Genomic DNA, 512 nt, shown 5'->3' with positions numbered 1-512 from the left:
GAAGACGTTTTAAATGATATCAAAGAGGGTCGTATGTCTGATGCAGGACGTGAACAATTAAGAAAAGCTGCTGAAGATGATAAGTACACGTTCAAAAATGAGAAAGGTGAACTCTATGTGTCAGACGTTGCATTGAAAGCTGAATTACAGGCATACGAAGCGCTAGAAGCAACCTATGTGGTACGTGTTGTTGCAGGTGCAGAAGTTAATGAAGAAGGATACTCTGCCTCATTTAGAGCTTTACTAACGGATGAGTCAAAACATAAAGCATTCGCTCATAAGCCTGAAGGCGTAGCTAAATTTTTATCAGGTCATAACCAATGCTTTTATGAAACAATGAAAGAATATTGTGAAGCCAGAGATATGAATAATCTTAAAATTTATAAGTTGGTTGATGCTAAGGATGATTACTTTAAAAATGCTTATGATGTTTTAACGCATGATACGATTAGGAAGTTTGAATATAGAAAGCCAGCAATTGAAAGAGCATTGAAGATCCAAGATGCACAAAA

The 512-nt window shown here is 36.1% G+C and carries 1 protein-coding gene; it reads left to right on the top strand.

Going from position 1 to position 512, the window contains the following annotated elements; genetic code table 11:
- Positions 1-33: 33 nt before the first annotated feature.
- The coding region (locus SE27_RS13940; protein WP_039624300.1) for a hypothetical protein at positions 34-512 on the top strand (479 nt) is incomplete at its 3' end.

The organism is Acinetobacter harbinensis, assembly GCF_000816495.1.
Classification (GTDB): domain Bacteria; phylum Pseudomonadota; class Gammaproteobacteria; order Pseudomonadales; family Moraxellaceae; genus Acinetobacter; species Acinetobacter harbinensis.
Note: the sequence above shows the minus strand (reverse complement) of the source record. Positions and strands in the feature narration are given on the sequence as shown.